We start from the raw sequence: 26,483 nt of genomic DNA on the forward strand, positions 1-26,483 counted from the left end.
GTTTTATTCACAATCTGTCAACTATGATCTTGTAAAAATTCCAACTCTCTTAATTTTGTGGTCTTTCTTGCGGACAAATCACGTATAGATGGAAATATAAAAATATGATTCTTGTAATTCCAAGAGAATCAGGCAGGAGTGGAGATCATGAAGATACCAGTAATTATTTTGAGCGGGTTTCTGGGGAGCGGGAAGACAACTCTGCTGTTGTCCCTGCTGAAGGAGAGCAAGGTAAGAGGTCTGAATCCTGGCGTAGTCATGAATGAGTTGGGTAAGAGAGATGTAGACGGGTATATTCTGCAAGAGCATACGGGTACAACCGTTACTAAGCTGCTGGATGGATGCGTATGCTGTAGCCGTAAAGAGGATCTGGCAGATAGCCTGCTTGTACTGCTGAGAGCGCGCCCCGATGCTATTTATATCGAGCTTACTGGCGTCGCGAACCCAGAAGAAATCGCCAAAACACTTCAAGAAACCGCTCTACAGGAAAAGGTCGAATTGCATTTTACGATTACCTTATTGGATGCAGAAAACGCCTTGGAATATAACAGCAGACTCTCCTCTGACAAACAACTGGTTCGAACACTTCGCAAGCAGTTGTCCACCGCCGATCTCATTGTCGTTAATAAGAGCGATCTTGTGGAACCCGAAACCTTATGGCGAATTGAAAAGGGAGTCCGAAAGCAAAATTCAGAGGCTGAAATCGTATATACCCATTACAGCGAGATCAACCTTTCTCCGATATTATCAGGAATCATCCCACGTAAAATCATCGCTTCTGCGCCACAACGAGCACCTCAAACCTTTAAAGGCGCAACACTTAAGCAAATGAATTCAGAACAGGGAGCTACAGCTGTAAAAGAACGGCAAGAGGAGCCTCATGCTTCTTTTTCCCAAGTGACCGCCATCACGTTAACCATCCCGCAAGCAGGGACTGTAATGCCTTCCAAAGAGCGGATAGAGGCTTTCTTTCAAGAATGGGGTGACAACCTGCTCCGTGCCAAAGGGCATATCCTTTTGTCCGAACAGGAACCGGTTCAACTTGTCCAATATGCGGGAATGCGTACAAGCTGGGAGGCATCACGTTACCCCGGAATGCCTTATGTGGTATTCATCGGGATAAATTTAGATGAGGAACTGCTGGCAGATCGGTGGTCCACCTTATTCGAACCTTGACTACCCTTTCCCCTTTAAAACTACTGCCGCTGCTTCTACCGATCTCATTCCTGATTATCATTGGTTTTATATGGGTGCCAAATCACCTGGAGCTACTAGACAACGCGTACATCGACACGTTCAAAACCGGCTTTATCGGGATTTTGCTAGAAGCCTTGCCGTTTGTGTTAGCAGGAGCTTTATTATCCTCGCTGCTTCGCGTCTTTATCCCAGATGAAATGATCTCCCGCTGGATTCCACGGCAGGCGCTTCCGGCCATTTTATTCGCTTGCCTGCTCGGAATTATTTTTCCAGTATGCGAATGTGGAATGATTCCTCTCGTCCGCCGACTAATCCATAAGGGGATGCCTGTCTACGTGGCGATCGTGTTTATTTTATCCGGACCCATCCTAAATCCAGTCGTCTATGGAGCAACACTGACGGCATTTCGCAACCACTCAGAACTGGCCTATGCCCGGATGGGTCTAGCTTTTGTAGTCGCCTGTATTATAGGCTTGATTATCTATGCAACGGTGAAAAAGTCCCCGATACGCCTTAGCGTTCAGCGCGAAACCGATAACACACATCATAATAATTCTCGTGGAGGAAAGTTAGCCGCCGTCTTCGTGCATACCTCGGATGAGTTTTTCGAGATGGGAAAATACTTAATCATTGGCTGCCTATTGACCGCTGGCATTCAGACGTTTATGGTTCAAGACAGTTTGGCTGCGATCGGAGATAAGCCGCTCGGGTCTTATTTTTTCATGATGGGACTGGCATTTGTGCTTTCGCTCTGTTCCACCTCAGATGCCTTTGTAGCTTCCACCTTTGTACATTCTTTTCCAGCAGGAGCACTGCTCGCTTTTATGGTATTTGGGCCGATGTTAGATTTCAAAAATTCATTGATGTTACTCTCGCTGTTTAAGACCAAATTCGCTCTTTATTTGTTCTTTCTTATCTTTTCGAGCGTATTTATCGGAGCCGTACTCATGTCCTTATGGCTGTAATCATAGAGGTGGCAAGCAGATGCTTACCCCATTGTTAGGAGGAAGCGCATGAATGACTCTCGAAGCATCCGATTTCACTATTTGTTAAGGGCGGTCATTCTGCTCGCCTTTGCTCTCTATATTGGGCATTTAGTGCAGCAGGACGCTTTGCATTATTATGTAGCGCCTAAGCTAGCACGCTGGGTTCAGTTATGTCCGATTCCTCTGACACTAATGGCGCTCAGCTTGGCCATTCAAGCCTTATTTGGTAAGGGAAGCGTACTATGTGACTGCGAGCATCGTCTTCCACATTCCATATTTAAAAGCACAGCGCTCTATGGATTATTCCTCTTTCCACTGCTGCTTGGATTTGCTCTTCCTGATCGTGCCTTGGGAAGTATGGCCGCTAGTAAAAAGGGGATTTCGTTCTCCTCTTTACCATCAGAGACTACCAACGCTGTTAGATTCGAATCGATTGATCCTTATCATGAGGAGCTAACCGAGCTAGCTAAGATCTTATATGGGCAGCCTACTATCCCTGTGTATTCTGATATTTTTTCTGAAACACTAGGCGCTATTGACATGTATAAACAACAATTTGAAGGCAAAGAAATTTCCGTTTCCGGTTTTCTATACCGCGATGACAGTGAAACGCCAGAGAATGTTTTTGCCATTGGCAGATTTCTGGTTCAGTGCTGCACCGCCGATGCTACTCCGTTTGGGATGTTGGTTGATTCCGGCAAATTAAAAAGCTTGCCCACTGATACCTGGATAGAGGTTCGGGGCAAGCTTCAAATTGTGCAATACAAAGGCCAAGAAATGATGCAAATACGCGCAGAAGCAATTACACCTATCGCGCAACCAACAACACCCTACATTTACACGAGTGCTGACTCCATAACCGCATGGAAAGCTTTGACGAATACGGCCAACCCTACTAAATAATTGCGTCCAGCTCATCCTCATCATTCACAGATCGGTTAGGGTTAAATACTTCAACCATAATACGGGCGGGTATACAGATGATTTGCTGCTTTGGCTTAGAAATAAACCCCATTTCCAAAGCGATTCGCAAAGGAGCGTCAGAATATGTCATTTGGATCCCGTAATCAAATACCTTTAAGGTATTGTGACCAAACTTCGATTGAATATCTATAATTTGCTCTTCTTTAGTCAAAGAAACGGTCTTGTATTCCTTACCATCAACCGTAATTATAGCTTTCAAATCGCCTTGTTGATACTGTTCATTATGGGTGTCCCACCACTTGATTCCGTAAATCAAACCTGCTGCGAATAGAGCTAAAAAAATGATTACAAAATCACCACGCTTCATCTTTAACAAGGTATGGATCCTTTCATTGACAATATATTCGTAATAATTACGATTACAAATATATTAATCTTACGCCCTTTTGTCAATGACACTCCTCATCCTTAACGAATCCGAGTAGACCAATCTTTTAATACCCTGTCAAGCTCCTTTATGGAGATAGGCTTGGAGATGAAATCCTGCATTCCTGCACTCAGGCACATGTCTTTATCTTCATTTCTGGCAAAAGCTGTGGCCGCAATAATAATGGGAGACAGCCCGAGCTTCTCACGTATGATTCCTGTTGCTTCTATCCCATCCATAATAGGCATCTGAATATCCATAAAGACGAGATCATAATCCTTGGACAGCACAGCTCGAACTGCTTCCTCGCCATTTGATGCAATGTCAGGGAAGTATCCCCTCTTCTTCATATAAGCCAGCATCAGTTGCTGATTCACAGGATGATCTTCAGCGATGAGAATAGACATCGGTCCATATTCTCCCGTATCAGATGCTCTGGCGTTAGGTTTATTGCTTTTGTCTGTATCCACTGAAGGGTGGAGCGTAACCTTCTGATTCCATTCCTCTTTTGGCAAAGAGACCTCCACGGTGAAAAAGAACTCTGAGCCATGTTCCTCACAGCTCCTCACACCAATCGCTCCTCCGAGCAGCTCCACCAGCTTTTTGCTAATCGCCAGTCCAAGTCCTGTTCCGCCATATTTTCGATTAATGGAAGGATGCAATTGCGAGAACGATTGAAACAATAACCCTTGACTGGCAACCGGGATCCCCAAGCCCGTATCTTTAACCATGAATTTAACGATAATATTTCCTGACTTTTGAGAAGCTACCAGGCTGGCAGAAATACTAATTTCACCTGTCTCCGTAAATTTCACCGCATTTCCCACTAAGTTCACGAGAATTTGGCGCAATCTTGCCTCATCCGTCACAATGACAAATGGAAGATCAGGTGCAATATTGATAGTTAATAACAACCCTTTTTCTTTGACCTTCGGATAGAATAGCTCACTAACGTTCTGTATCACTTCACGCAAGTCCACCATTTGCAGTTCAAGTGTCATCATGCCTGCTTCAATTTTGCTGAAATCCAGCACTTCATTCAAAATATGAAGCAATGCTTCTCCGCTACTTGTAATGATTTGTGTGTAGTAGCTCTGCTCTTCATTTAACTCTGTCCCTGAGAGCAAGTCTGCCATTCCTATAATACCGTTCATAGGCGTACGCAGCTCATGGCTCATGATCGCTAGAAACTCCGATTTCGCCCGATCCGCTTCCTCTGCAGACTCCTTCGCTCGCACAATCTCCTTCTCTTCTGTGATATCTCGGAAAACCACTACAGCCCCGATCCGCTCTTCTCCATCAAAAAGAGGAGTCATGTGATATCTGACCAAAAAGCTGGAACCATCTTGCCTCCAAAACACACCCTCTTTCTCATCAAAAGAGCGATTATTGAAGTGCGAGGGAATCAGCGTCTTCTGAATGCCCAAGAATGGCTCATTATCCAGCCAAGTCTGATGAATCGTATGGAATTTGCTGTTCAACCATTCCGTTGGATCGTATCCTAGCATAGTAATCGCCGCTGGATTGATGAACATCGTATCCCCTTCAAGATTCATACCAAATATGCCTTCAGATACCGAATTCAATATTAGAGCATGCTCGTTACTTAACTTCTCTATTTCTTCAAAATGCCGCGCCCGTTCCGCAATGTCCCGGGTTACACACACAAGCTCCCGTCCTCCAAAGGTCTCCGAGTAAATATAGCGAAGTGTTGTTTCCGTCCAAATGTACGTTCCATCTTTGCATAGAAACCGAAAGGTCACAGGGTCGAGCTTCTTCCCTTCCATACAGTTGCTAAGATAGGACACCACTTTCTCCTTGTCTTCAGGATGTATGTAATCAATACCTCTCGTTTCGTACATTTCTTCCGGTGTATAGCCGAACATCGTCTGGCAAATGGGTGATGCATATAGATAGATGAGGTCTCCGTCCGCTGTATTACGTGAAATGAAATCCATTGAATTTTCCGACAGGAGTCGGTAATTCTGCTCACTATCACGCATCTGTTCCTCCATTTGATGACGTTCAGTCACATCCTGGGCAATCCCGCTGATCTGTAGCACTCTTCCTTCCTCATCTTTAGTCACTTCCCAGTGTGCATCCAGAAACTTCAATTTTCCATCCGCACTTTTAATTCTAACCATAACTTCGCCATTCGTCCCATTCGCTAAAGACTGGTGAACCAGCTTTTGAAGTCTAGTAAAATCATCTGGATCAATACAGGAAAGCACTCGTTTGTAATCAAAATAGGAATGATTGCTGTCGTCCAACGAAAAGCCAAAAATGTTACGCATCTCTCTAGAAACCGTCAACCGCGTTTTCGTCGCATCCCATTCCCACGATCCCATTTTCGCAAGATATTGGGCTTGCGCCAGCATATCCTCATATTTCTTACGCTGGGTAATATCGCGGCCGATCGTTAATATCTGCTTGATTTCCCCCTGATCATCGCGTACCACCTGTGAGCTGCTCTCAATCCACAAATAATGTCCGTCTTTATGCCGGGCCCTGCGTGTATACACATCCGTATCAGAATAGAGCTTTCCGTGTTTTGTCATTTCAAGGGCATCTTCTGCGTGATAATACTCAGGTCTTTTCGTACCGATCATTTCATCTGGAGGATATCCTAGCAACAACTCCACTGAAGGAGAAACGTAGTGCAGTGTACCGTCTGGTCCGCCAAAAGAAATCATATCCGGCGTATTTTGTGTGATCAAATTATATAAATGCTGATCTTCCTGAATCTTATCTTCCGCAAGCCTTCGGTCTGTGATATCCGTAAGTTCTGAGATCAAGACAAGGGGTTCACTAGAGTTCTCCTGAAGAATCAGAAATATATGTTGAGCTACCCAGATTATCTCGCCACCCTTACATAAGAACCGTCTTTCTAACTCTATTGCGGTCCCAGGATCTGCTAAGAGATTGTTCAGGATAACGTAATGATCATCATCAGCTACATCGTCTGGATAAATAAGATCTAGATAGCCCATATTTAAAAGCTCTTCTTCAGAGTAACCAAGCATATGGCAAAGTGCTGGATTGGATTGAATCAAGGTCCCTTCCTTGGGAGAGACTACAGCAACCCCTATAGAAGACCGTAAGTATAGTTGCTTAAAAAGAAATTCAGACACCTGTGCAGCCTCCTCTTTTGGTATGGGGACAAACTTTATTACAATTTCGTAATCTATTCCAGTATACCTTTTTTTCGGTAATTAAGCTTGATAGTTGAGTCCTAAATGATAGGCCGGTGAAAAGCAATGAGATTGCGCGTTATCGTCATAGACAAAAAAATAAACAACAAGTCCCGAGTAATCAGGAAAACTGCTGTTTATACATATCACAAGAATAAGGACTATTCTCTTATTAAATTCTCTTGCTGAAGCTTTTTAATTTTCTTACGGATAGGTGCGCCAGCTCTAAAAAAAACAAGTCCTAAAAGAATTAAAAGCCCGCCTAGAATAACATTTACCAAACTAATGCTGTTGGATGAAGTGAAATAATTCGTTAGCCCAATGAGAATGTTGGCTAAACCAACAATGAACTCTAACCACATGACAGAATTCCATAGTGTGTTGATTCGCTTAAAGTGTTTTATTTTGGATTCCAGATCTGTGTAAATATCAAACGCACCTTCGGATGACTTCTTTCTAAGATAAATCCAGCGAACATAGCTGCTAACACACTCTACTCCATTTTCTTCTAAAAACTTGAGGTATGCCATGCTTTCCGGATGAGTAGGCACATTATCTAAAAGCTCAATTCTATACGTATACTCATTCTTAGGCGAGTCAGTAAACACATATTTACACCAGGAGTAGCTTGAAAGGGCTAACCCTTTGGCAGACATTTCATTAAGCCACTGTTCTTCCTTCTCAAAATCCCAAAACAGCTTACGAACCACATGTTTCATTTGGACTCACCTCCAGCTATTCTCTTCCCATTGGCAATCAGTTCTTCTAACCGGATAAGCTCCCCCTGAATCACTGTCTTCCCTAATTCAGTAATTTCGTATTCCTTTCTTCGGGAGCCTTCTTCCCCTTCTATAGCTCTTATCCATTTTTTCTCAAGCAAGGTGTTGATAGCTCCATATAAAGTGCCCGCTCCAAGATCAACTCGACCATGACTTAAATCCTTCACATTCTGCATAATCGCGTAACCGTGCATTGCGGTGTATAAAGACAATAAAATGTAAAATACAGCTTCCGTTAAGGCTCCTCTTTCTGAGCTTTCAGGCATGATTCCATCTCCATTCTATTACTGTTAGCGATATATCGGTTACCGTAATAACATTATTACGGAAGCCGATATAATTGTCAATACAAAAATACCTATTTTTAGTAAACGCAACCGATCATAACCACGAAAAAAAGCCTATAGCACATGGATATAGACGGTTCATGATCGCAATTTCCTCAACTTGGATCTACCCCATCTAATTAAATCTATTCCTTCCACTACGCATGGGGTGCATCGGACTTAGAAGCCACTAGAATTGGACCACCATCACTTTCTCCAGAAATAAAAAATAGGCTTATACAACTGCCCAAGAGCAATTGTATAAGCCTATTTGATGATGCGGTCGAGAGGACTCGAACCTCCACGATATTGCTACCACACGGACCTGAACCGTGCGCGTCTGCCAATTCCGCCACGACCGCACATTATGTACACCAATGAAATAATCACTGTACATAAGAATATACTCTTTTTTCGGATAAATAGCAACATATTTTTAAATCGATGTACAGATAAATCTAACAACAGCGATATAAGCGATATAAGCGATATAACATATTCAAATACCCATAGGCATAACCAATCACAGTTATTCAGTTTATATATTTCACTTATAAGAGACTGTTATGATACAACATAATTAAAAGAATGTGCTGCATCAGAAATATCACTGTAATTCCAAACCAGAAAGGACGAATACGTATGAACCAGCAGTGGAATACCGGAACCTATGATACTGATATGGCCTTTGTGTCTCAGTTTGGAGAGTCTTTGATTGAGCTTCTTCGCCCCCAGCCTGGCGAACAAATTGTTGATTGGGGCTGCGGAACTGGTGATTTGGCAGCAGCCATCGCTGCTAGTGGTGCCACTGTAACAGGTATTGATGCTTCAGCCGAAATGATTCAGACTGCCCGTGACAAGCATCCCCAGCTAAACTTCATCTTAGCAGATGGGCAAAACTATGTCGCGGAACAGCCAGTCGATGCCGTGTTCAGCAACGCTGCTCTACACTGGTTGACCGACGCGAACGGAGCAGCTGCTTCTATCACAGATAGCCTACGAACAGGCGGGCGTTTTGTTGCCGAGTTCGGTGGGCTGGGCAATATCGCTTCTATCATTACTGAGCTTCCAAATGCTTTTACCGCTATAGGGTGTAGTGATAAGCTTCAATTACCTTGGTACTTCCCAAGCATCGGACAATATACAACACTACTAGAACAACATGGACTGACTGTTGACCTCGCCCTTTGTTTCGACCGTCCAACCCCACTAGAGGCTGGAGAGCAAGGGTTCCAGTCCTGGCTGAACACTTTTGCTAATGGAATCTTAAGTGACCTAACACCATCTGAACGAGAAGAAGTCCTCTCTTATATGGAACAAAAACTTAGACCGACATTATTTCAGGATGGCCGCTGGGTGATGGATTATCGAAGAATCCGGGTCGTCGCTTACAAACGCGTCTAACAATGAAGGGCGTGGCTTCTTCCTATGCAACAAAAAAAAAGAGTGTACTGGCGCGTGTCCGCACCAATACACTCTTTTTATGACCATCTATCTTCTATCTCCCACATATCGATCGCTACCAGCACCAAGTCCGACAACCAGCAGCAATACGCTTGCACCCAGCAATAAAACAAGCGGCATCGTCCAGCTATTCGTTACATCATGAAGCCATCCGAATAATGCCGGGCCCATTGCTGCAAGCACGTAACCTACGGATTGGGCCATTCCCGACAGTTCCGCTGCTTCTTGAGTGCTTCTGGTCCGTAGACTGAAGAACATCATCACAAGTCCGAAGGCAAATCCTCCGGCAATCCCAAAACAGATCGCCCAGACAGCCATTAAAGCACTGCTTCCCAACCAAATGCCACCGATTCCGATGAAATACAAAATAGCCGTGATGATTACTAGAATACGTTGGTTCTTCATCCGACCTGCCCACAACGGCACGAAGAAAGTAAACGGCAGCTGGGCCATTTGCATTAGTGATAGTAACCAACCTGCATGGCTTGATGACATCCCTCGCTCACCAAGGAGAACAGAGAACCAAGCTATGAAGACATAATAGAGCAACGACTGTAAGCCCATAAAAATCGTTACCTTCCAAGCAAGCGAAGAACGCCACATATTTCCACTAGAGATCGACCCCTTGGCCCCAGTCCCTTGATCGAGCTTGCGCATTTGCGGAATCCAGAACAGGGTTGCTAGCGCAGCGATCATAAACCAAATCGCCAAAGTCCCTCTCCAGCCAAATCCAGCTTGACTAGCTAGCGGTACACTAATACCTGAAGCGACGGCAGCGCATAAATTCATTGAGACAGTATAAACACCTGTCATTAATCCAATTTTGTGGGGAAACTTCCCTTTAATCAGACCCGGAAGCAGTACATTACATACCGCAATAGAAAGCCCGAGTATCGCCGTACCTGTGAACAACAGTCCCGTTCCAGAACCCGACCGGATTAGAATCCCCATAGCAAGCATAACCATAGCAATTAATAACACATTAGCCAAGCCGAAACGGCGAGCTAGCTTTGGAGCAAACGGGGACAAAATGGCAAAAGCCAACAATGGTAGAGTAGTAATAGCTCCTGCTAAAGTGTTCGATAAGCCTAGATCATCCTGAATCATTTGTACCAGTGGACCGACGGATGTGAAAGGCGCTCTAAGTGCCGCTGCGATAAACACAATCCCCAACACTAGCAGCCAGCGATCATATTTGGTATCTGTTAAACCTCTATTCTGAATGTTTCCTTCTCGTTGCGATGCTTTCATCATGTATCCTCCTAAATTGCAACAAGCATAAACGCCTTTGACATCCCTGTAAGGACGGTGAGCGATTACGCCAGAAATATAAAAATGTTTATTACATGGCATTAAGACCTATCATCCACTATTATTATAAAAGTTACAAGCCTTAAGTAATTTTATAACCCTATTATTGACAAAATCGAATGACATCTTTAGTATCCATATAATCAAGACAATTGAGAATCAATTTCATTCGATCTCCTACATATTCTTATAGAAAAGAGTGAACAGAATGCTTCGAAGGTTTTTTTCCTACTATCGTCCGTATAAAAAACTATTTATATTGGACTTCTCCTGCGCTGTTTTTGCAGGTCTTCTAGAACTAGCTTTTCCGGTAGCTGTCAATAAATTTATTGATGATTTGCTCCCGGGTCAAGATTGGCCGCTAATTCTTATTGCGTGTGTCGCGCTCCTAGCTATTTACGCCTTGAATACAGTTATGCAGTATATCGTTACATACTGGGGGCATATGCTTGGCATTAATATCGAGACCGATATGCGTAAAAAAATGTTCGATCATATCCAGAAACTGTCCTTCCGCTTTTTTGATAATAATAAAACAGGTCACCTCATCGGGCGAATCACCAACGATTTAAATGATATCGGCGAGGTGGCGCATCACGGTCCTGAGGATATATTTATCGCCATCATGACACTTGTCGGTGCTTTCCTACTTATGGCTGATATTAATCTGAAGCTGGCCATTATTACTTTTATTATCGTTCCAATTATGGCTTGGGTGATCATTTACTTCGGACGCAACATGACTTCCACCTACCGCCAGCTTTTTGGAAATGTAGGTAGTTTCAATGCCCGTATCGAAGATAATGTCGGTGGTATCCGGGTTGTTCAATCTTTTGCCAATGAGCAGCATGAACAAGAGCTATTCGCAGTAGATAACCAAATGTTCCGTAAAACTAAGCTTCTCGCTTATAAAATCATGGCCAAAAGCTTATCCGTCAGCTATATGATGACACGCCTCATTACGATCCTTGTGATGATCAGCGGCGCTTGGTTCTTCATCAATGGCGAGTTGCAAATCGGTGAGTTTGTGGCATTTATTCTGTTGTCCAATATCTTTTTCCGTCCGATCGAGAAGATCAATGCCGTTATCGAGAGTTATCCAAAAGGAATTGCCGGCTTTAAACGTTATCTAGAAATTATTGATACGGAGCCAGATATCAGCGATAAGCCGGATGCCGTAGAGGTAAGTACTTTACACGGTGATATTACCTTCCAGAATGTCTTTTTCGGATACGACGAAGACCGTCCGGTTCTACAAAATATCAGCCTAAAAGTTAAGGCTGGCGAAACGATTGCCTTTGTTGGACCTTCTGGCGCAGGCAAAACAACTATTTGCAGCCTGCTCCCTCGTTTCTATGATGTCACAGGCGGGGCTATCACCATAGATGGCATTGATATCCGTGACATGAAGCTGGAGTCGTTACGTAAGCAGATCGGGATCGTACAGCAGGATGTGTTCCTGTTCTCGGGTACGATTCGTGAAAACATCGCCTACGGAAAGCTGGATGCGAAGCTGCCCGAAATCTGGGAAGCTGCTCGGCGTGCCCATCTGGAAGATCTCATTCAGAATCTTCCAGATGGCATGGATACGGTGATCGGCGAGCGCGGTGTGAAGCTGTCCGGTGGACAGAAGCAGCGCCTAGCGATCGCCCGCATGTTTCTGAAGAATCCGCCAATCTTGATTCTGGATGAAGCTACTTCCGCACTGGATACAGAAACGGAAGCAGCGATTCAGCAATCGCTGGCGGATCTGTCCGTGGGTAGAACCACACTCGTCATCGCCCACCGATTGACGACGATAAAGAATGCCGACCGGATCATGGTCGTGAACGAAGAAGGCATCGCCGAGCAAGGCCGCCATGAAGAGTTAGTCCATGCCGGTGGCATATACAGCCGGCTGCATCAGGCACAGTATAACGCTTAGGGACGTTATCTGGAGCTTCTGTAGAATGATTGATTCAGCTGCTGAGATTTTCAAGAATAACAAGCCTAGTCTCCATGTTATTGGCGACTAGGCTTATTTTTTCGTGCTTCTCATCTATTTCCAGCATGAGAGGCTGCACACGACATGAGTCGGGTCCTGTGACCTAGGTACCTACTATCATTTTTAACATCGCTGCTTCTACATTGACGTTCTTTCATGACCACGACCAAAATGTACATGCTCTAATGAGTGAAGTATCTGTGTCCCAATAATTATTATACACTCTATAAAAAAGTTCACCCGGATGTAGAATGAGCTTTTTTTAGTTTCAGGAGAGCTGAATATACGAATCTTCAAAACCCAACAAGACTTCATTACGCTGCCCCCAGCTAGCCTCTTCCCTTCCCAACTCCGAGACGTAACCGTACAGGCAATCGTCTCTTTGTACTAGACAGATACGGCCACTAGGCTTGCTGTAAACACAGGCTCCTGTGAGTTTTTCTTCAAAAAACTTGCCTCTACTTATGATAGGGTTCACCGTAACAGGGCTAACGGCGAAAAATGCGAAAGGAGCTGCCGTAGCAGCTCCTTTCTTGGTCGTAGAGAAACGTCTATTGAACTTATGAGTTTGGATGATTAAACAATACAACACAAGAGTCGCATTCGAACATGGAGAGAAAAAGTTGCAACAACAGTACTCAGTCGAACTTTTGCAACGATTCGAATAAACGCTTTAAATTATTTAATAATGCGTTTTTTTCATCCCAAGTCCAATCAGCTAAAGCTTCATGCATATTGCGCTCACGGGCGGGTTAATCATTGTATTGATTTCCTCCCCGTATTTTGTCAATTCAGACACACGAATTCGAGAGTCTGAACTTGATGGATAAGTATAAACCAACCCGGCGGTCTCTACCTTATCGATTTGCCGACTAACACTCGAATAGTTTTTCCCCATCATAGCAGCCAAATCACCAACACTAGTCGGTTGGAGATGCTCGATACCAACAAAGACGCGAAAGGCTGCTGCCTCCAAATTTACACCAGCATCAGCAATCATTTTCTTATCACGGTCTGGCCGATTGATAATGGAAACTAAATCAATTAGCGCTTTAAAAATTTCATTCTCCATTTCTTTTTATCGCACCTTTACTACTGGACGTGGTGTAAGCGGAGCATTCCAAGCCTCTTCGATATTTTCTAGAGCAAACTCTGTTGTGTCAATCTTTATCTCCCCCTCGGCGGCCATCTCAAAAACACCTTGAACAGCGGATAACATATCAGCTTTAGAAACACTCTTATCTCCACTACCTACCAGTTCAATTGTTGATGAGCGTAAAATAGATGAAGGTAAATTTATGTTTTCTTGTCCAGATGAAGTTCCAATGCTTACAAAGCGGATTACACGATCCGTATTATTCTTAGAAAGAGCTGCCATGATGGCAAATGCGCTATCACCCCAAAGGTAATCCAATATAACATCAACACCTTCAGCAATAACTGGCATTAGGCCGTTTTCAAACATTTTTTGTCCGTAGTCAGCTGTCATATCAAATGCAATGGCCTCATCGGCTCCAAGTGAATGTAGCTTCGATTCATTGCGTCCCGTTACAATGATTTTCTTGGCCCCAAGGCCCTTAGCAATCTGAACTGCTAAGCTACCGGATGCCCCAGTGGCGCCGTTAATCAAAACCGTTTGGCCGGATTTGAAGCCAGCCCGAAATACCAATGCAGCCCATGACGACATAGCTGGGTTGGCAATAGCGGCAGCAGTGAGATCATCAATACCATCTGGTAAACGGACAACTAGCTTCTCGTTGACAACGGTTTGCTCAGCCAAACTACCATACGGTGCCGTTGGCAGTGCAAAGTAAACTCGAGACCCATCTTCCAAAGTTCCAACACCGTCAATACCAGCTACAATTGGAAAATTAACTTCTGATGAGTAGTGCTTACCCATTGAACGGAACTTGCTAACTCGACTCAAGGCTGTTGCCGAAACGTTAATTATAACTTGCCCACCTGTCGCAACAGGGGAATCAAAATGACCCATTACGGGAATGGTCCCCTTCTTCTTCACTATTGCTGCCTTCATAGTTATTACACCCAGCTCTCATTCGAAATTATGTGCATCGCACAAATTATGTGCACAATGCACATTTTATTTCGAACCATTCCTTGATGAATATACTGAGGTCAAAGGGTTAGCTAAATTCGTGCTTCACCGTCGCCAATTGGACACGGTCTTTCAGCTGGACTATCCATATGCAAGGCAGGTCGGTCTTTCTGCATCCAGACTAATTAAGCAATAACTTGCCGTTACTTGTGATACGGTTCACCGCGCTGTCTGTAACGGCAAATTTTAAGGCCATTCTTATGGTATGACCTTAAAAGGCGTTTACGATAAGCTCAACCATTAGCTCATCGCCGTATCGCTGCTGGCCTTCTTCGCATCTCTTTCCTCGTGTCCAAGACCGCGCTTGAAAATCGACAAAGATCTGAAGCTGCACACCGCGGCCGTCCAGTCGTTCCCTGTTGAACTGATTATGGAGGCAAAATCATGGAAGACAATCTCGTACACAACAGGTTGACCGTCAATGGCTGGAGCAGGTGCTGCGGCAGCAGAGCAAGTCTGTCTCCGATGTGTTCTATGCCGTGAGAGGTACGCAAAATTAGTTATATTTTGACTACTATCAGGACCACATGACAAACCTATTAATTAGCTACGACCTCGACATGACCCTCATGAAGATCAGTTAATCAATGCCTGCCACTAAACCGTTTAATCGCTTCCTCGGTCACCGGCTCGAAGAGGTTTACAAGGTTGCCGTCGGGATCACGGAACAGCATAGAACGGTTTCCCCACGGCATCGTGGTCGGTTCTTTTACCCAATCATAGACAATTGGCTTCAAGCGTGCATATTCGGCTTCGACATCGTCGACGCGGAACTCGATGATGACAGTGTGATTGCTCGCTGCCACTACGGAACCAGCGCCGAATAGCTGCGCCGTTTGGGAGTGGCCGATTGCCAGGGTACATGCTGGCATAACGAGTTCGGCAAAAACAGGCGCGGGGTGCACCGCCGAAACACCCAGAACTTTTTCATAGAACTCGACGAGACGATTCACATCGTCGGTAATGATGCGTACAGAAGCAAAATTCACAAAATACCATCCTTTCTATACTCCTTTATGTTTACATACCCGATAATAAAACAACGCTACTGACAGCGTTATGTCAGTAGCGTTCTGAAATTTTTCGGGCTTCCTCACGAATCTTATTCCGGAATGATTCAGGCTCCAATACGATTACACCCGCTCCCCAGCCGAGCACCCATTGCAGTAATTCATCCAGTTGGCGTACGCGTAAAACCACATCTAATCCAGCTTGATGCTCTTTCATTTCTTCAATGTAATGATAGTTGGATTCCTTTACCTTATCTGCGAGATCATGATTACATCGAAGATGAACTCGCAAGTGGCGATCATCCGGAGGGGTATACTCTCTTAAGTCAAAATGCACAGGAAGCTCGAATCGCGATTACGCCTGTTTCTTCATTTGAAACAAACGAGGGATAACGAAGCTGATTGACAAGCGGAAGGGGCTTTTCCTTTGTCAGAGAAAGCCCCGAAATTGAATCACAGGCTTACCTTCGTCATTTGATGTAATAAGCTACCCATATATTTCCGATACAATTTATATCTGAATATGAAAGGTTGGGTTGTTTTATATGACGAACGGATCAAATGAAATAAAAACACTTGATATTACACAAGTTCTTGACCTAGCTAGTAATAAACATATTATCGACGCATTTGTAACTGATGAGAACAATGAGCAAGAAGTGGTTGTAGCAATAGTTGCTAGGATACGGATTGCTGATATTAAAAACAAGCAAGGTTGGAATGCAACTGTTGTAGATGCAAAAAGAAGTCGCTTTTATGACAGTGTAGAAATTAATACAGAACCTACAAACCGCGTGGCATCAAACGCTGTAAATCTACACACATCTTCAGGAATTTTCTATGGTTCCTATAAAGGATATAATGTTAGAAAGCAACGAGACTATGTCAAGAAGAATGGTAAGAAATTGTTGGAACGATATCAACAGTTCTACTCTGAACCAGTCACCCCTAAAGATCAATAATTTGTTGTAGACAGTTGCTTAACTATCCTCGTTAAAGAGTCCTATTCAAAAATAGAGCCAGACATTCTCCCAAAGAGAATGGCCCGACTCTATATCTGTTAAGATGTGTTTCTATTACCAAAGGTTCAACTTCACCTCATGCAACCTTGTATTAGGATAGCCGATGAATCGACCATACTATATCCGTACTGAAACCAAGGGTTAGACCGTCAGCTTCGTAATATAATCCAACTTCCTCACCTGCTTGCAGCTCTACATCACCGGATAGCGTCACCGTCGCACTACTTAGTACGGTCCTTATAGTTAAAATTAACGCTATATTGACGTCCAAGATAGGCATATAACCTTTTATTAAATCAGTGCTGCCATTCTTCTTTACGGTAAAAAATGGATCAATGCCACTTCCTAAGCTTATACTAACTGGAACGTTAGTCTTATAGTTAACAGTTGCATGTATAGCATACTTGCCAGTGGCCGGTGCCGTAAATATCCCTGTAGCAGGATTAAATGCAGGGCTTGCGTAATAAGGGGACGCCTCACTCCAATTCGTAAATAGCGTGCTACTAGCAATTGAGTATGTCGTACCCGTAACAGAAAATCCTTCCGAGGTAAAAGAAGTCCCCGCTGACCCTGGATCTCCTTGTGGTCCCGCCGGTCCTGCTGGGCCTTGTGCTCCCGCTGGCCCTGGATCTCCTTGTGGTCCCGCCGGTCCTGCTGGGCCTTGTGCTCCCGCTGGCCCTGGATCTCCTTGTGGTCCCGCCGGTCCTGCTGGGCCTTGTGCTCCCGCCGGTCCTGCTGGGCCTTGTGCTCCCGCCGGTCCTGCTGGGCCTTGTGCTCCCGCTGACCCTGGACCTCCTTGTGATCCCGCCGGTCCTGCTGGGCCTTGCGCTCCCGCTGACCCTGGATCTCCTTGTGGTCCCGCCGGTCCTGCTGGGCCTTGTGCTCCCGCTGGCCCCGGATCTCCTTGTGATCCCGCCGGTCCTGCTGGGCCTTGTGCTCCCGCTGGCCCCGGATCTCCTTGTGATCCCGCCGGTCCTGCTGGGCCTTGTGCTCCCGCTGACCCTGGACCTCCTTGTGATCCCGCTGACCCTGGATCTCCTTGTGATCCCGCCGGTCCTGCTGGGCCTTGTGCTCCCGCTGGCCCAGTCGCTCCGGTATCGCCTTTATCACCCTTGACTCCATTGCCTTTAGAATTCTGCGATTCTTGGTCAACCGATGGCTGAGTACTGATGGTGATGGTTTTCATGGTGGAATTCCATACTACTTTTGCACCGAATAATTCGGCAATAAAACGTACCGGTACCATAACCCGGTTCTGAATGATCTTAGCAGGTTGATCGAGCGTGACCTTCTCCTCTACATCACCGACTTTAATGCTGGCGGTCGGGTCGCCTATAATCAGCGTACCCGATGCATCTCCTTTAAAAACCGCTATTGTTTGTGTAGAACTGTTCCAGTTAAGAGACACGCCGAGCGAGTCTTCAAGGACCCTCAAAGGCATAAGCGCGGTTCCTTTATGGACAACGGGTTCGACGTCACTCGGGATTACGCTATCATTAACGATAATAGAAATCTCGGCCACTTGGCCGACCGGAGCCGCCTGAGCAACAGGGACCACAAACAACGTCATTACAAGCACAAGTACAATAGATAATTGCAGTCTTTTTATTTTTATCACTTTACTTTCCCCCATATTTAGTCAATTCGAAGTAGATACCAGCACCTAAATAATTACGAACAGCATTCAATTGTTCGGCGGTTGCAATCTGATAGGGATCACCTTCAAGTCCCGTTCCTCCAGCAAAGCTCACTGCCGCATATGCCTTACCTTCATCTGTCGCGAACAATCCGGGTATACCACTTAGCACCACTAGCTAGATCTATTATAATGGAACTAATTGTATTTAATAGTGACCGCTGTCATCAGTATTGTCACATGACAAATTAATTTAGTAGTCATTTACCGAAGCCGACAACGGAGATTGTGCGAAGATTCATACTCAAAAGCATAATAATTCGCCCTACTTATGATAAGGTTCTCCACTCAGTCTGTACCGGCAAGCTTTCATACTAAAACAGATTATAGTAGACAACCCTTCAATTCATTTGCAGGAAGCCTTTAGCCTGGTACCGCTGGTACGTCAACTTCAACATCAGGCCCATCGTTTACGATGTACACTACTAAAGAACCATTAAGTTCTATTGTCGGACGTTTCGTTTCCCAATCTTCTAAACGCAGCTTTAATTCTGTTGATGACTCTGAAAAAAGAGTAAGGGGAGATGCCTCAATCTGAGCAAGCAAACGCCCCACGCTATCTGTTTCAATAATGAATTGAAAGGTGATCATGTGTTGGAGAACGTTTTGAAGTCTACGATCCATGCCTCTGCATCCGAGATTACATTCTTTCCTGCGTCGATGGAAGTATGACGTTCAAGAAATGCCGAACATTTTAAACTGATTCGTTTAACCATGTTTCCGTTCCCATCTTTGATGCTATTTTAGAATGTTTTTCTCCAAGTGTAATTGTCGAAGAAACAAAAACAAGGGAAGACCCAGTGAAGGACCTACCAGTAGCGTACCTGCAATCGGCAGCCATAAATATTTCATTTTCTTTCTGGTGCCTTCTAATAGAATAAATCCCATAAGCACGATCGCGGTAACTAAAACATCCATCCATGCAAAAGCTCCGATACGCGTACTGGTTATGGCTTCAAATAGGAGAGACAAATCGAGGCCGTTGCGCACGACCCAAGGGATGAATTGCGATTAGGGCAAGACGAGTCCCAAAAAAGATAATACTCCGTAAAAGTACTTCATTTATAACCCTCCATTATTTTGTAATTTGCAACTCCAAAAAGCTCGCAAAAGTCCGTTTGCTCCATCTTCGCTGCTGCGCGTGACCGCTCTTCAACCCATATCCTTCAAGGCTCCGTTCCAAGCCCTCAGCGCGATTTTCCAAAAAAACTTGCCCCTACTTATGGTACGGTTCACCGTGCTGTCTGTAACGGCAAGTTTTAGGGCCATTACTCTGGCAACCAGCGCAACTGACTTAGAGACGTATAAGCGAAAGAACTATTGAAAACTTTGGTCAACCCTATAGTTTTTTGACTACTTTCTATTGTTTGTACAGTAGTCTTAAAATCCACGTATTTGCTAGAATGTAACTAATGAATTTTTGAAACCGCTTTCATTTGGCGTGATGGGCAAGATGTATGTGCAATGGTTTAGTGCCTTCAGTTGCTCTCGCGAGTTCAAATCTTGTTTTGTCCTCCATTATGGGTGAAGTGGCAGAGTGGTTGATTGCAGAGGGGAATCCCTTGTGGTACGGCAGTATCACCGAGAGTTCGAATCTCTCCTTTACCCAACTTAATAAGGTAAGGTGACAGAGTGGTCTAGAGTACTTGCTTGGAACGCATCTGTGGCTGTGAAGAGCCGCTTGAGGATTCGAACCTCTCGCCCTTCACCATAGCTTACTAGTTTGGTTCAGAGACCGAATGATTTGCTTATGTACAGATATTCTAAGGTTTATTGCACTCGAAGCCCACTAGATAATATCTCATAAAGGGGTTGATACAAACACTCAGAAGGCGGTACTAGGTAAGATGTTGGGATATGAATACGTCCCACGAAGTCTAGTCATTTGCTTTGATTAGCGTATAGGATGAAGAATTAAATAGTGTCTCTCAACTCCTAATAGGAGTAAATAGCAGCACGAAATCTTCAAAAAATACACAAAGTAGGAGATAATCAGATGAAAAAACCTCTTATTAAGAAAGCGTTGAGCTGTGTTCTTGTTGGCTCCACTCTTTCTACTGTTTTGATTACAGGGCAACCAGTACAAGCTGCCTTGGGGTATTGGCCTGAACCATTGCCGATATCAAATGAGTACTATTTGCATAATGAAACATTGCAGCCTTATGGGGCAGCATTCCAAATCGACGAATTGAAAAATTGGACTCCTGATAATGACCCCGATGCCCGATATAATCGGAGTGCTGTTCCTCTGGCAAAAAGGTGGATGGGACCATCCGTCAATCCTAATGCATCACGCGATGCAAGAATAATCCCTCTTAGTGGTACAAGTGCACGTGCAAGCCAATCACCGTCACAGGGTGGCGATGGCGCTTACACATATGCAATGACAAATTTCCAATACGTTGATATCAACAATTATTGGGGAGGCTCGTCAGCTGAGGGGCCAATTGCTATACCGACACCAGAGCATATAGACTCTGCACATAGAAACGGTGTAAAGGCAACTGGAACTATTTTCATCCCTTGGGGTGACAGTGCATATGGTGGTAAGTTTATTGATCAGTTGGTGGAACAGGACGCTAAAGGTAATTTTGTTGCTGCCGATAAATTAGTTGAAATTGCTCAGTATTATGGATTTGATGGTTTTACCATTAATCAAGAATCAAGTTCAAGTCCAGAGAGCATGGCAAAACTTAAAGAGATGCTCGCATATATTCAGGAGAAGAAGCCAGATAACTTTACTATGGCTTGGTATAACGGGAAAGGTCAATTAGGTGAATCTGACGTTAAAAATTGGATGCAAGATGGGGATACACGCTTAAATAACGACTGGTGGCTTGACATGAGCTGGAGAAATATTAATGCTTCAATTAAGTCAGTCGTAGACGCTGGTAGAAGCCCTTTTGATATCCATGCGACATGGGAGAACTTCCCTTATACCGACAAAGGTGCTGATGTTACTAATCTAATTGGTCCCGATGGGAAATTAAAAACATCTCTCGGTATTCTAGGGCCTAACGCAACACTCATTAGCTCTAAGAGTATCGATGATTTTATGAACCATGAAGACCTACGTTTGTGGACAGGTCCAGCATTCGATCCTAGAGATAAAACACGTACTCTCGGTGTTTTTCCTGGATTTTCAAATCTTGTTGCAGACCAAACACCAATTATAGGAAATGAATTTGCAACAAATTTCACAGTTGGTAACGGTAAGAAATTCTATGAAGACGGTATTGTTACTGGTAAGGAAAAGGGTTGGTATAACCGTTCACTAACGGATATAACACCAACTTGGCGTTGGATTGTTGATAGTAAAGGTTCTAAGCTAGCTCCTAATTTTGATTATGAAGATGCTTGGTGGGGAGGATCATCGTTAAAGTTATCAGGTAATCTAGACGCAAATCAAGCAAATCACATAAAGCTATACAGCTCACAGTTAGAGATCACTGATAATAGTAAGATAAGCATCACATATAAAACACCTGCTTCAGATGTCGATGTGTATGTTGGTTTATGCTTTGGCGATACTTATGACGATAGTAATTTCGAATTCTACCCTGTTCCAGCTGGTACAGAGAAGAATGGTTGGACAACCTCTACTATCGACCTATCAAAACACGATAAAAAAGCAATTGCGATATCATTGAAAATAAATGCAAATGAGGATGTTAAGGACTATTCTATAAATATCGGAAGACTTGCATTTACAACAAATGAAGCTGCTCCTGCAGCAACATCTGCAATTACACTTGATGATTCAATATATGTAAATGATACAACAGCAGAAGCAAGAATATATTGGGATAAATCTGCCAATGCGTCACTATACACCATCCATCGCGTATACGCTGATGGGACAAAAGAATTCATTGGCGCAACACCAAGTGATGCTTTTTATTTAGGTAGATTTGTAAGAGACAATGAAGAAGCACAGACTACTTTCGAAATTACATCATACAGCGCTAATGGAACAGTTGGCGGGGTAAAAACATTCAATTTCAACTGGCCAGCTGTTACGGGTGGTTTCGAAGTAGCGCAAGTAGAAGGTACTAATATTGCGTTGAACGTCCCGGTCGTTGATGATGGCTCTTTTGACCCTGGGGGCAAGGTTGACAAAATTAACGATGGTGTTATTCCAAACAGTAAATGGGCTTCAGGTAAAACAATTGCATCTGCTTACTTCGACTTGGGCAAAGATATGGATATTAGCCGTTGGGTTGTTAAGCATGCTAACGTTGCCGGTGCAGGTGAGGGCGTAGATTTTAATACCGACACGTTTGATTTACAGTATGCGAAAGATGATAGACAACCTATTTTAGATCCTAATGACCCTACTAGTAAGCAGAGAGTTATAAAATTAAATTACACAAAAGTCGATGAGGTAATCGGAAACCGTCAAGACGTTACCGACCGTGTACTTGATACTCCTATTACAGCACGTTATATTAGGCTTCACGTTACAAAAAGTGATAACTGTCCTTGGCATGCAATTCGTATCTATGAATTTGAATTGTATGAGAATCCTTATGTCCCTCATTCCACAGCCTTGCTAGACCGCAATGTAACAGTGAAAAATAATGTTGGAGCAACTGATTCTGTAGTTTTAGACAATGTTGCAATGCCTATCGGATCAGGGGGAACGGTTGCAGATGATACAGGTATCGTGAAAATCTATGACAGCCTGAAGTCTGACCAACCAATTGCAGAGGTAAAAGCTACACAACCAAACAATAAATACAAGCAGCTTAATCGTGGAGTGGCTTCTTTTGAGAATTTAACATTAATTCCTGAAGGCGGCAGATTGTATTACACAACTAATGTAAATGGAGTGGTGAGCTTACGTTCTAGTATTGAATATGCGCCTGAAGTTGGAACGGAAATTAAGCTACCAACATCAATTAAGCTGGAGCATTCTTTAATGGGTAACCAAACACGTAGTAAGTACGGTGTGTTTACCTTAGAAGGATTAGATGTTGGGACTTCTATGAAGATTTATGAAACTGCTGATTCACAATCACCTATTTTACATTCACAGCAAGTAGAAGAAGGCCAAGATTTCATTAGGCAGGCAAGAGTTCCGTTGTCCAAAGATGGTGGCACGCTGTATTATGAACTGAAACAATATGGGAAACCTAACTCAGGACGACTAGAATATACTTATGATCCTACTAATGAGCTTTATGTTGACCAAGCTTCTTTGAAGGATTTAGTCAATCGTTATAGTAATTTGCATGAAGCCAATTATGTTCCCGCTACATGGGGGCCATTCTCAATAGCTTTAAACGCTATTAAAGCAGCACTATCAACAGCAGTTACAGCGAGTGACGCAGAAGGATATAGAGCTGCATTAGAAGAATCGGCCTTAGCACTTCGTAGTATTGGAAATATTCAAAGACTTAAAGAAGTCTGTAACGAATATGAAAAAACATACACTGAAGATCAATATACAGCTGATAGCTTTAAACTCTTTAGTGATGTTTTAGAAAAAACTAAAGGAATTATCAGTGGAGTAGAATCTTCTACAATAGCTGTAACAAAGACTGAACTTGAAAAGTTAAGGTTTGATCTTGATAATGTGGTAAGTCGTTTGGTAGAGGGTGGAGACCACGTAGTTGATTCTGTAACCATAACCCCTAACGATGTGGATGGAAAGATCGGAACTACACTAACATTTAAAGCTAAAGTCGCAGGTAATGCTGGTGATACCGTTATTTGGGATGTGTACGGTAACTCAAGTCAATATACTACCATCAGTGACGGGGTACTCCGTGTTGCTGCTGACGAAGAAATTGGTGGTGTACTGACAGTTAAAGCAACTTCAACGTTTGATACAACAAAATCAGGAATAGCACAAGTGTTAGTAGTAAATGAACTACTTCCAAAAGTAATCAGTGTTACAATCCCTGACCAAGTTGACTTCGTTGAGGCTGGTAAGATTCAGCAATTCACTGCTAATGTGGCAGTAAAAAATGACGCATCAACATCCGTTACATGGGCTGTTTATGGTGCTGAAAATGTCGATACTAAAATTTTCAACGGATTGCTGATGGTTAACGAAAATGAAACAGCAGATCAGCTTACAATTAGAGCAACATCTGAAGTTGATTCGACGAAGTTTGCTGATAAAACGATTAGAGTAGTAAAAGATACAGATGAACCTTACACGATTACAGTTGGTGTTATGACTAATGGTTCAGTAACATCAGATCTATCGACAGCAAAACCAAGTCAAACTGTAAAATTGACAGTAACACCTGATGCTGGATATCAACTAAAAACAGGTTCTCTGAAAGTAAATGGCAATGTGATACTCGAAGATACATTTACAATGCCAGCTCAAGATGTAATAATTACTGCTGAATTTGAGAAGATTCCTGGAATAGAGCTTGTAAGCATTCAAGCACCGACAGCGATAACCGGATTGCCTAACGGAACTCTAAAGACAATCGCTGATCTTAAGCTACCTGCTACCGTTGTATTAGTAACTAATAACGGAAAAATGAATGCAGTTGTAGCTTGGGATGTGAATTCTGCTGATTACGATCCTTCAGTCAAGACAGAACAAACGTTTACAGTAAATGGCGAAGTAATATTGCCTTCTGACTTGGTAAATACCAATAGTATTTCATTGAAAGTAAGTATCGGAGTTACCGTATTAAAGAAACAAGTGGTTTCACCTCCAGTTGTCCAACCTCCATCAGGTGGTGGTGAAGTTACAACAAAGCCCGTTCCCGTTTATGAGACAACTGTTTCTCAAGGCAAGGTAACAACTGTAACTTCTGTGAAAACTACAGATGAAAATGGAATAGCAGTTACTACAGTACCTGGCAAACTGATTGATGATGCTATCACAACAGCTGTATCAAAAGCTGCTGATCAAGGTGTAAATACTGAAGTAGCAATTAAACTGGATGTGGACGCTCCATCAAATGCTAAAGCAGTCAAAGTTACATTATCAAATGAATCCTTGATGAAATTCACATCTAATACGGCGGTTACCTTAACAATATCTACGCCAATCGGAACAATGACATTTGGTCGAAATGCGATATCAAGCATCTCCGATCAAGCAACAGGAACTGTTACCATTACTGCTACGAAGATGGAACCATCAACATTAGATGCTGATTATCAGCACAAAGTTGGAGATAGACCCGTTGTGAATTTCGATATTACTAGCGGTGACAAGACGATATCGGAGTTTAGTGGAAACATAACAGTAACAATACCTTATGCACTTAAGTCCGATGAGAAGCCAATTGCAGTTGTAGCTTACCATATCAATACTGCTGGCCAACTTAATGTGGTGAAAAATGGTGTGTATGATGTGACAACCCAAACACTAACATTCAGTGTACCTCATTTCTCGCAATATGCTGTAGGGTACAACAATATTGAATTTACCGATGTTGCAGCCAACGCTTGGTACAATGATGCCGTAAGCTATTTAGCAGCAAGAGACATAACCAATGGATTAGGTAATGGGAACTTTGGTCCTGAAACAAAAGTTTCCCGCGCACAATCTCTGGTAATGATAATGAAAGCTTTTGGTATCAATCCAGATCAAAACTCTGAAAACAACTTCGGTGACGCTGGAAACACGTACTATACTGGGTATCTAGCAGCGGCAAAGCGGTTGGGTATAACAGATGGTGCGGGCAATAACATGTTTGCACCTGAAAAAGAAGTTACACGACAGGAAATGTTTGTATTGACATATAATACGCTTAAGAGCATTAATGCATTGCCGACCGGAACTACTCCAAATGAACTGAAAGACTTTAAAGATAGTGATACAGTATCTGCTTATGCAACTGCTGCCATGACATACTTTGTGAATAATGGAGTTATATCTGGATTAAACGGTAACCTCTTACCAGTAGATAAAGCAACCAGAGCGGAATTTGCTCAGACACTCTACAATATTATGACAAAGTAAATTGCAATGACTAACAGAATAGACTAATACAAGCTATGACAAGCACACCTAATCTTAATTGTGAAGGTGTGCTTGTTTTCGTTTGCTAGTACTTGACGCTAACGTATA

Annotated in this window: 22 protein-coding genes and 2 tRNA genes; 9 read left to right on the forward strand and 15 right to left on the reverse strand. The window is 43.4% G+C overall.

Annotated features, from left to right (window positions below; translation table 11 throughout):
• The first annotated feature begins 147 nt into the window (after nt 1–147).
• The 3 genes from NSQ29_RS17035 to NSQ29_RS17045 are packed head-to-tail and all read left to right on the forward strand — an operon-like array spanning nt 148 to nt 3,086.
• Nucleotides 148–1,176, forward strand: a complete 1,029-nt coding sequence (locus tag NSQ29_RS17035; RefSeq protein ID WP_341125646.1) for a CobW family GTP-binding protein — start codon at nt 148–150, stop codon at nt 1,174–1,176.
• Nucleotides 1,173–2,162, forward strand: coding sequence for a permease (locus NSQ29_RS17040; protein WP_339270215.1), 990 nt, complete (start codon nt 1,173–1,175; stop codon nt 2,160–2,162). The genes NSQ29_RS17035 and NSQ29_RS17040 overlap by 4 nt, the downstream gene beginning before the upstream one ends.
• Nucleotides 2,163–2,210: 48 nt before the next feature.
• The gene (locus tag NSQ29_RS17045) at nt 2,211–3,086 is read left to right on the forward strand and encodes a TIGR03943 family putative permease subunit (protein WP_339270213.1); all 876 of its coding nucleotides are present in this window, start codon (nt 2,211–2,213) and stop codon (nt 3,084–3,086) included.
• Here NSQ29_RS17045 and NSQ29_RS17050 read toward each other — a convergent pair.
• From NSQ29_RS17050 to NSQ29_RS17070, 5 genes are all read right to left on the reverse strand, one after another.
• Nucleotides 3,079–3,474 carry a NusG domain II-containing protein gene (locus tag NSQ29_RS17050; RefSeq protein WP_339270211.1) on the reverse strand — a complete coding sequence of 132 codons (396 nt, stop codon included), beginning with the start codon at nt 3,472–3,474 and terminating at the stop codon, nt 3,079–3,081. The two genes, NSQ29_RS17045 and NSQ29_RS17050, sit on opposite strands and share 8 nt — an antisense overlap.
• Nucleotides 3,475–3,575: 101 nt before the next feature.
• Entirely contained in the window at nt 3,576–6,665 is a 3,090-nt protein-coding gene (locus tag NSQ29_RS17055; protein ID WP_339270209.1) for a PAS domain S-box protein, read from the reverse strand.
• 221 nt (nt 6,666–6,886) lie between these two features.
• Nucleotides 6,887–7,444 (reverse strand): DUF2812 domain-containing protein, encoded by a 558-nt coding sequence (locus NSQ29_RS17060; protein ID WP_339802355.1) that lies wholly within the window; start codon nt 7,442–7,444, stop codon nt 6,887–6,889.
• On the reverse strand, nt 7,441–7,770 hold the full coding sequence (locus tag NSQ29_RS17065) for a PadR family transcriptional regulator (RefSeq protein WP_339270205.1): 330 nt from the start codon (nt 7,768–7,770) through the stop codon (nt 7,441–7,443). Before NSQ29_RS17065 ends, NSQ29_RS17060 begins: the two co-directional genes overlap by 4 nt.
• Before the next feature lie 338 nt (nt 7,771–8,108).
• Nucleotides 8,109–8,192, reverse strand: a tRNA-Leu gene (locus tag NSQ29_RS17070).
• Between the two features lie 280 nt (nt 8,193–8,472).
• On the opposite strand from NSQ29_RS17070, the gene NSQ29_RS17075 reads away from it, so the two are divergent.
• Nucleotides 8,473–9,234 carry a class I SAM-dependent methyltransferase gene (locus tag NSQ29_RS17075; RefSeq protein WP_341125647.1) on the forward strand — a complete coding sequence of 254 codons (762 nt, stop codon included), beginning with the start codon at nt 8,473–8,475 and terminating at the stop codon, nt 9,232–9,234.
• An 87-nt stretch (nt 9,235–9,321) separates the two neighbouring features.
• Here NSQ29_RS17075 and NSQ29_RS17080 read toward each other — a convergent pair whose 3' ends face one another.
• Complete coding sequence (locus NSQ29_RS17080; RefSeq protein WP_081951083.1) at nt 9,322–10,545, reverse strand: CynX/NimT family MFS transporter; 1,224 nt, start codon at nt 10,543–10,545, stop codon at nt 9,322–9,324.
• Nucleotides 10,546–10,813: 268 nt separating this feature from the next.
• Between NSQ29_RS17080 and NSQ29_RS17085 the strand changes: the two genes are divergently transcribed.
• Together NSQ29_RS17085 and NSQ29_RS17090 are read left to right on the forward strand one after the other, a co-directional pair.
• A complete protein-coding gene (locus NSQ29_RS17085) occupies nt 10,814–12,529 on the forward strand; it encodes an ABC transporter ATP-binding protein (RefSeq protein WP_340968657.1) in 1,716 nt (571 codons plus the stop codon).
• Between the two features lie 491 nt (nt 12,530–13,020).
• The gene (locus tag NSQ29_RS17090) at nt 13,021–13,155 is read left to right on the forward strand and encodes a hypothetical protein (RefSeq protein ID WP_341125648.1); all 135 of its coding nucleotides are present in this window, start codon (nt 13,021–13,023) and stop codon (nt 13,153–13,155) included.
• Between the two features lie 152 nt (nt 13,156–13,307).
• Here NSQ29_RS17090 and NSQ29_RS17095 read toward each other — a convergent pair whose 3' ends face one another.
• The 5 genes from NSQ29_RS17095 to NSQ29_RS17115 all read right to left on the reverse strand — a co-directional run bounded on the left by NSQ29_RS17095 (nt 13,308) and on the right by NSQ29_RS17115 (nt 16,007).
• Nucleotides 13,308–13,661: a MarR family winged helix-turn-helix transcriptional regulator gene (locus tag NSQ29_RS17095; RefSeq protein WP_341125649.1), complete on the reverse strand. Its 354-nt coding sequence runs from the start codon at nt 13,659–13,661 to the stop codon at nt 13,308–13,310.
• A 6-nt stretch (nt 13,662–13,667) separates the two neighbouring features.
• On the reverse strand, nt 13,668–14,624 hold the full coding sequence (locus NSQ29_RS17100) for a quinone oxidoreductase family protein (protein WP_341125650.1): 957 nt from the start codon (nt 14,622–14,624) through the stop codon (nt 13,668–13,670).
• A 321-nt stretch (nt 14,625–14,945) separates the two neighbouring features.
• Nucleotides 14,946–15,239 carry a hypothetical protein gene (locus NSQ29_RS17105; RefSeq protein WP_341125651.1) on the reverse strand — a complete coding sequence of 98 codons (294 nt, stop codon included), beginning with the start codon at nt 15,237–15,239 and terminating at the stop codon, nt 14,946–14,948.
• Between the two features lie 50 nt (nt 15,240–15,289).
• Nucleotides 15,290–15,694 (reverse strand): VOC family protein, encoded by a 405-nt coding sequence (locus NSQ29_RS17110; protein WP_076283207.1) that lies wholly within the window; start codon nt 15,692–15,694, stop codon nt 15,290–15,292.
• A 73-nt stretch (nt 15,695–15,767) separates the two neighbouring features.
• The gene (locus tag NSQ29_RS17115) at nt 15,768–16,007 is read right to left on the reverse strand and encodes a WYL domain-containing protein (protein ID WP_445164914.1); all 240 of its coding nucleotides are present in this window, start codon (nt 16,005–16,007) and stop codon (nt 15,768–15,770) included.
• Nucleotides 16,008–16,260: 253 nt separating this feature from the next.
• On the opposite strand from NSQ29_RS17115, the gene NSQ29_RS17120 reads away from it, so the two are divergent.
• Entirely contained in the window at nt 16,261–16,677 is a 417-nt protein-coding gene (locus tag NSQ29_RS17120; RefSeq protein ID WP_340968650.1) for a hypothetical protein, read from the forward strand.
• Between the two features lie 151 nt (nt 16,678–16,828).
• Here NSQ29_RS17120 and NSQ29_RS17125 read toward each other — a convergent pair whose 3' ends face one another.
• The 4 genes from NSQ29_RS17125 to NSQ29_RS17140 form a co-directional block, all read right to left on the reverse strand.
• Nucleotides 16,829–18,355, reverse strand: coding sequence for a stalk domain-containing protein (locus NSQ29_RS17125; RefSeq protein WP_341125652.1), 1,527 nt, complete (start codon nt 18,353–18,355; stop codon nt 16,829–16,831).
• Nucleotide 18,356: 1 nt separating this feature from the next.
• Nucleotides 18,357–18,524, reverse strand: coding sequence for a hypothetical protein (locus NSQ29_RS17130; protein WP_179086649.1), 168 nt, complete (start codon nt 18,522–18,524; stop codon nt 18,357–18,359).
• Between the two features lie 272 nt (nt 18,525–18,796).
• Nucleotides 18,797–19,057 carry a hypothetical protein gene (locus NSQ29_RS17135; RefSeq protein WP_076283210.1) on the reverse strand — a complete coding sequence of 87 codons (261 nt, stop codon included), beginning with the start codon at nt 19,055–19,057 and terminating at the stop codon, nt 18,797–18,799.
• Nucleotides 19,058–19,171: 114 nt separating this feature from the next.
• Nucleotides 19,172–19,435 carry a DUF2834 domain-containing protein gene (locus NSQ29_RS17140; RefSeq protein ID WP_339804252.1) on the reverse strand — a complete coding sequence of 88 codons (264 nt, stop codon included), beginning with the start codon at nt 19,433–19,435 and terminating at the stop codon, nt 19,172–19,174.
• Nucleotides 19,436–19,955: 520 nt separating this feature from the next.
• Between NSQ29_RS17140 and NSQ29_RS17145 the strand changes: the two genes are divergently transcribed.
• A tRNA-OTHER gene (locus tag NSQ29_RS17145) sits at nt 19,956–20,042 on the forward strand.
• Between the two features lie 387 nt (nt 20,043–20,429).
• Entirely contained in the window at nt 20,430–26,375 is a 5,946-nt protein-coding gene (locus NSQ29_RS17150; RefSeq protein WP_341125653.1) for an endo-beta-N-acetylglucosaminidase, read from the forward strand.
• Nucleotides 26,376–26,483 lie beyond the last annotated feature (108 nt).

Origin of the sequence: Paenibacillus sp. FSL F4-0236, from assembly GCF_038000135.1 — a bacterium.
Taxonomy (GTDB): Bacteria; Bacillota; Bacilli; order Paenibacillales; family Paenibacillaceae; genus Paenibacillus_AQ.